The 6003-nt window shown below is 57.1% G+C and carries 6 protein-coding genes; 5 read left to right on the top strand and 1 reads right to left on the bottom strand.

The features are described 5' to 3' along the window. The 4 genes from JK213_RS15545 to JK213_RS15530 all read left to right on the top strand — a co-directional run. On the top strand, window positions 1-1959 hold a 1959-nt coding region (locus JK213_RS15545; protein ID WP_211571880.1), incomplete at its 5' end, for a hypothetical protein. 6 nt (window positions 1960-1965) lie between these two features. Further along, window positions 1966-2721: a hypothetical protein gene (locus JK213_RS15540; protein ID WP_194263497.1), complete on the top strand. Its 756-nt coding sequence runs from the start codon at window positions 1966-1968 to the stop codon at window positions 2719-2721. Beyond that, window positions 2718-3800, top strand: a complete 1083-nt coding sequence (locus tag JK213_RS15535) for a hypothetical protein (RefSeq protein ID WP_211571879.1) — start codon at window positions 2718-2720, stop codon at window positions 3798-3800. The genes JK213_RS15540 and JK213_RS15535 overlap by 4 nt, the downstream gene beginning before the upstream one ends. A 66-nt stretch (window positions 3801-3866) precedes the next feature. After that, the gene (locus JK213_RS15530) at window positions 3867-4211 is read left to right on the top strand and encodes a hypothetical protein (RefSeq protein WP_228125680.1); all 345 of its coding nucleotides are present in this window, start codon (window positions 3867-3869) and stop codon (window positions 4209-4211) included. 121 nt (window positions 4212-4332) lie between these two features. On the opposite strand, the gene JK213_RS15525 is transcribed toward JK213_RS15530, so the two are convergent. After that, on the bottom strand, window positions 4333-5160 hold the full coding sequence (locus tag JK213_RS15525) for a toll/interleukin-1 receptor domain-containing protein (RefSeq protein ID WP_194263495.1): 828 nt from the start codon (window positions 5158-5160) through the stop codon (window positions 4333-4335). Between the two features lie 207 nt (window positions 5161-5367). Here JK213_RS15525 and JK213_RS15520 point away from each other — a divergent pair, with 207 nt between their 5' ends. Further along, window positions 5368-5871 carry a lysozyme gene (locus JK213_RS15520; protein ID WP_194263494.1) on the top strand — a complete coding sequence of 168 codons (504 nt, stop codon included), beginning with the start codon at window positions 5368-5370 and terminating at the stop codon, window positions 5869-5871. Window positions 5872-6003: the final 132 nt, after the last annotated feature.

The raw sequence follows: 6003 nt of genomic DNA, 5'->3' as shown, positions 1-6003 counted from the left end.
CGCTCATACATTCATGTCCGCAATCCACATCGCAGCAAGCGTCATCTTCTACCTCAAAGAATGAGTCCTGAGCCTAGCAGCCTTGGCGGCTCCACATCCTGGCTGTCTTCTGGTCTCAAGACCAACCTGTTCGGCACAGCCACGGTGGGCAACCTCCTGGGCGGGATCGGCGGGGGCTTCGGGATCGGGTCTGCGCTTTCCGGCATCGGCGGTGGGACAAAGACCAATGGCCTGATCGGCAGCGGTGTTGGAGCGGCCGCTGGCGCTGCGGCCGGATCGTTCATCCCGGTGGTTGGCACCATGCTGGGCGGTCTGATCGGCGGCGGCGATGGCGGGCTGCTGGGGACGGTCCGCGATGACAAGAACAACAAGGACAAGTCGCTTCAGTCCGTCTCGCTCACGGATCTGCTGAAACAGGCGACCTACAGCACGTCGGACGCCACGTTCCAGCAGGCCCTGCAACAGGGGCTGCCAAGCGATGCAACATCCGTCTCGGATTATGCAACGGCGATCGCCAACCTGAAGACCATGGCCGACACGGTCGACCAGCTGGGCGTTGCCGTCTCAAAGTTCAATTCGGACGGCACGGTCACGGTCGGCAGTTTCACGAAAGCCACCGGCGATCTGAAAACCGCTCTGGACACCGCGCTCGATGGCAAATCGCTGTCGACCTCGGATCTTCAGACCCAGATCTCCACCATTACAACCTTCGTCGACACGACGATGCCGGAGCTGCTCAAGGCCACGGTCTCGGGGCAGCAGTCCTGGGTGGATCAGATGGCCGCACTGAAACAGACCTACGAGGCAGCCGCCTCGCAGGCCAATCAGTACGGACTGGATGGCACCCAGCTGAATGCGAAGTACCAGTCGCTTTACGACCAGGGCTTCGCCTCCCAGCTGGACACGCTGCGGCAGAGCGATCTGTCGGTTCAGGCGCGGTACCAGACGGCTACGGGGGATGATGAAGGCGGGTTCGCCGGTGGCATCGCCTTTGGCGGACTGGTCGCGGATCTCTATGCCCAGTCCCCTGATCCTGGCACCTACCAGATCCAGAGAGGGGGAACGGGCACATGGATCCGCCTGGGCACACGCCCCGTCTACGGCATCACCGTGGATGCGGTCGGATCGTTTCCCTCCGGAGCCACGCCGCAGAACGTTCTGGACATCCTGCGCACCATGCTCCTGGAGGACTTCGTTCTTCCGGAGGCCTATATTGATGCGCAGTGGCCAGCGCAGAGTCCGCTTGCTCCCTGGCGGGCGGGATGGTTCTGGGATGGAACAGAAACGGTCACGGGACAGGACGTAGTCCGGACCCTGCTCTCGGGGCTGGCGGTCTCGATCGTGCCAACGCGGTCGGGGACGCTGCGTCCTGTTCTTCTGGCAGCAACCGATGATCTCACCTCCGCGACCCTGACGCTTGATACAAGTGTCATCACTGACATCCAGTCCGTTTCTCTGGACGCCTCGCTCAGCCCGCCGACATGGCGCTGGCGCATGGGCTGGCAGCATAATTTCACAGTCCAGACGGCAGGCTCGGGTCTGCACCCGCAGGCCCCGGCCGACCGGCAGGCTTTGATCGCGATAGCAGACCGCAATGCTGTCTGGTCCGACGCGAGCCTGCGGATGCGCTGGCGGGTTCCAAACGATCCGACGCCGATCGTCACCGCGCTGGCGGCGTCGCAGGACGCCCAGACTGTCGCGGATCTCCATGGCAGCCTGTGGGGTGCGCACCCCACACTCTGGGCCGTCACCATCCCTCTGGAACTGAGCTGGCAGGTCGACCTTGGCGACACGGTGACCATGCGAGCCCCTGTCCCAGGGCTGGCCAATTCCTGCCTGGGGGTTGTCGTCGCAGAACATGTCCGGGCCGGTGATGCGACGGCGACACTTCAGATTCTGACCCTGTGGAACATCCCCGACGGCATCCCTTTCGGAGATTTCGGACCCAACCTCTTGTGAGACTTCATGGAAAACTGTGGACTTGGCTATCAGAACGCCGTGCTTTCTGCCGTCCTGTCGGCCGATAGCGCCGCAGACGCGCTGCCTGTCAGCAACCTGACCTCCCCACAGGGAAATCCGGCCTATGCCTGGCGGACGGACGCCACGACGGCCACGCTGACAGTGGCGCTCTCGCAGCGCGGGGGCGTCCGGGTCGTGTCGGTGCATCGCACGAACCTGACAGCACAGGCCAGCTGGCGGATCGTGGTCAGCAACGCCGACAACGTCCTGCATGATGCGACCCAGCCCATGGCAATCTTGGCGGGTCAGGCGGTCTGTGTTCTGCCGGCAGAACTGTCCTGCGATGTTGTGACGATTACGATCGCGGATCCGGGCAATCCGGACGGGTATCTCTCGGTGCCGCTGGCCTATGTCGGGCCGCTCTGGCAGCCGGTCCGCAACTTCTCGACCGACAGCAGCTCGGGTTTCAATCTCGGGGTCGATGAGGTGACGGCGCTGTCTGGCGCAGAGTTTCCGCAGATGCGCTGGATCCAGAGAAAGGCCTCGATCGCCCATCAGTCCTATGGCGCAGCCGAGACCGCGATCCTGCGGGAGATCCAGCGGGTCGCGGCATCTGGGGAGAATATTCTCTTCCTCCCGGATCCGGGGGCCACGTCTCAGGAAGAAGCCCTCTTCGGTCGCCTGAGCGGCGGCGACATTGGCAATCCTTACGGCCCTGCCGATCGGCGGAGCTGGACCTTCACCCTGACGGAGCGACTGTGATGACCATGCTGGCCAATTTTGTCCTGGAGACTGCCAGCAGTCCGGGCGTCGGGGACTTCGTGCTGAACGGCGCGGCTGCCGACCGCAGAGCGTTCTCCCAGGCGTTCCCGAATGGTGGCCGGGTCTTCTACTCTGCGGATGACGGAACGCAGGCTGAATGGGGCGTGGGAACGCTCACGATCGCCAATCCCTGCACGCTGGTCCGCAGCCGAGTGATCGGCAACACCCAGAACGGCACGGACCTGATGCGTTTCTCCGGAGGGGTGCAGGTCTATAACGAGATCCCGGCCGAGTTCCTGGTCCAGCTGGATGAAGACGGGGCCGTGAGCCTCAAATCGCTGACAGTTCTTTCCGAACTGCTGGTCCCGGATGTCGCGGACTGGGGCAGCAATCAGGCTGTCGGGGCGGCGGATGCCAGGAACAAGTTCGTCAAACAGAGCTGGGGCTTCAGCAACTTCGGCGCAAACCAGATCTATGTTGGCTGGCGCACGGATGGGTCAGGCCTTGGCATTGCCGTGGATCAGACGGATCTCGGGAATGTGGCGTTCCAGTCCTGGGTTAGCCAGAGCTATGCGACCACGGTTCAGCTCAATACGGCGCTGTCCTCCGCCAACTCGGCCCAGGGGACGGCAAACTCTGCTCTGGCGGCCGCGAACAATGCGAACGGCAACAAGCTGGACATTACCGATGGAACGGCCACCCGCATGACGGTCAATTATGGCGCCATGCGGGCCCAGTTCCAGGGCGATGGGAATTTCGTTCTCTACTCCGGGACGACGCCGGTGCTCAGTGTCAGCAGCAGTTCCATCAGCTGGAACGGCCACGACTTCGCGTTCATCGACAACCTGCCGACGGATCCCGGAGAGAAAATCGTCATGGACGTTGCAACAGGCATCGCATCTGGTGGTCGCGTGACCTTCGCGGTGCCGTTTTCGGACACGCCGAAGGTCATGGCCCAGAATTTCGGCAATGGTGACGTGAACTGCCACGCCTATGCGCCGGACAAGACCGGCTTCTCGCTGCACATCAACAATGGCGGGACGACGGACATCACCTACATCGCCAAGGGTCCGAAATAAGCGGCCCCTGCCCTTCTGCATTCTTCTGACAGCCGCCTTCAGGGTGGCTTTTTTTATGGAAAAACGATGCCTGATTCTCAGACGGCCACCCTGGTCGCAAGCCTGCCTGCTGCTCTGTCTGCCGAAGAGCGGATCCGCGTTCTCGAAGATCGATGCCTGACGTTAGAGACCCAGCTCTCCAGCGTTGGCAACAGCCAGTCCGATCTGCGGGCAGAGATGCGTCAAGAAATCGCGTCGCTGCGCAGTGAGATTGAGGCTCTGGCGAAATCAATGGAGAGCAGCAACCGCCAGATCAACGGCAAGCTCGACCGTCTGTTTGGCGCACGGGCCGTGGTCACGGCCGCCATCACCCTGCTGACTTCGATCCTTGGATCCGGGGTCGTGCATCTTGTCGTCTCGATCGGGAAATGAGATCAGGAATAGAGAGTTAACTATAGCCATTTATTACAATAAAATTCAGATACAATATTCCACGCATCTACATAAATTAATAATATTAGTTTAAACATGATTATTATTTATGAAAACATAACTAAATTCCGAGCGCAGAAAACAAATGTGGCACAGAAAACGAAACTTTATAATCCGTTCCACTTATCGCCCCTTGAGGAGAAAAAAATTGACTTACCGCAAATTTTTCAAGAATTATGGTATCTTTCAAGCTTGATTTTGATAGTTCCAATAATTCCACTTCAAGCTCATTTCTTACGTTTTTTTCTCCAAGGCAAATTAATTTAACCCCATTTAATTTCGGTTTTACTTCTTTATCGAGAGAATTTGCTAATTGTTGTTTTGTATAATTGGGATTTATACAACCTATTATCTCAAGAGCTCTAATTATATCTCGATTCATTGTGTATGAATTCTGAATTTCATTAATCTCAGATACGAGTTTACTCAAGTCGTTTTTTAATATCCCCCTACTTCCTGCTGCAATTTGCAATGATCTGAATACTTTAGTCCATCCATTTACGTCGACCGCATTGATTGCATCTAAATTATTGATTGGCTGAGGTAGTTGGGACGGCGTGATCCCCGAATGACAGATTGGAATAGTAGGAATTTCGGGCCCTGAATCTTTCTGGCTGAGCAAGTTTCGAGTCCAAACGGCTCCCAACTCGAAGTTAATCCAGCTTCTTGATACTGATTTCGGACTAATAAGATATAATGCAGCAACACAATCTATTAATCCTTTCTCCATTACTTTTAAAAAATTTGATCCAGCCATAATGCTTTCAGTATCACTTGAAACAAAAACATCCACAAACCCAGCAAAAGATTCTTCTACATGTTTTTTTATAAGCAATGCCATTTCTTTTTCTTCATGTATATGAGAAAGAAAAATTTTTTTTATTGTCATTTCTTCATTCCTAGACGTGGAGAACCACTAAGATAATTATTTTCATATTCTTGCAGTAAAGTAAATTTTTATAAATTCCTTCCGATCTTCACCTGCCTAAGGCATTTATTTTTCCAAGCCGATAGCTTCCACAAAATAACCGAAGTCACCATATCAAAATCCCAATAAGGCCGCCTAACCGGGCGGCTTTTTTTATGGACAATCCCCATGAATGAAACCGCCATCGCTTTGGCCACGGCGCTGCTGCGGCGGCCGGGGTTCGAGGGCTTTTGTGCCACGCCCTATGTCTGTCCGGCCGGATACTGGACGATCGGGTATGGCAGCCGCTGGCTGGTCAACGGACAGCCTGTCACGGCCCGGACCCCTCCTATCGATCGGACTGCTGCTGACAGCCTCCTGCTCCAAACCGTGACGACGCTCGATGCGGCGTTGTCCCGCCTGGTCCAGGTGTCGCTGTCGGACGTCCAGCGCGCGGCCCTGCTGTCCTGGCAGTACAATGTCGGAACCGCTGCCGTCGAAAGCTCGACCCTGCTGCGCAAGTTGAATGCCGGTGACTATGCCGGCGCGGCCGACGAGCTGCTGCGCTGGGACAAGGCCACCGTGCGGGGTCATCTGGTCGAACTGGATGGGTTGAAAAGTCGGCGCGGCCTGGAGCGTGCTGTCTTCCTTGGCCTGAGAACACCCATGAAACTGAAAGGCGCGGACGTCTGATGACCTTGAATTTTACATCAGCCTTACGGATCGGGATGACCGTGGCCGCGAAAACACGACTGTTTCCGCTGCTTCTGGCCGGGGCGATGCTGGCCCCTTGCTCAACCTTTGCCCAGAGCATGCCGTTATGTA

The sequence above is a fragment of the Gluconobacter sp. Dm-44 genome (assembly GCF_018256175.1).
In the GTDB taxonomy this organism is placed as follows: Bacteria; Pseudomonadota; Alphaproteobacteria; order Acetobacterales; family Acetobacteraceae; genus Gluconobacter; species Gluconobacter cadivus.
This window is presented reverse-complemented; position numbering and strand designations above follow the sequence as displayed.

What these genes read in the sequence shown, in the direction of transcription:
- JK213_RS15540 (WP_194263497.1), top strand. Translation starts at nt 1,966, where the DNA reads ATGGAAAACTGTGGACTTGGCTATCAGAACGCCGTGCTTTCTGCCGTC.
- JK213_RS15530 (WP_228125680.1), top strand. Translation starts at nt 3,867, where the DNA reads ATGCCTGATTCTCAGACGGCCACCCTGGTCGCAAGCCTGCCTGCTGCT.
- JK213_RS15525 (WP_194263495.1), bottom strand. Translation starts at nt 5,160, where the DNA reads ATGACAATAAAAAAAATTTTTCTTTCTCATATACATGAAGAAAAAGAA.
- JK213_RS15520 (WP_194263494.1), top strand. Translation starts at nt 5,368, where the DNA reads ATGAATGAAACCGCCATCGCTTTGGCCACGGCGCTGCTGCGGCGGCCG.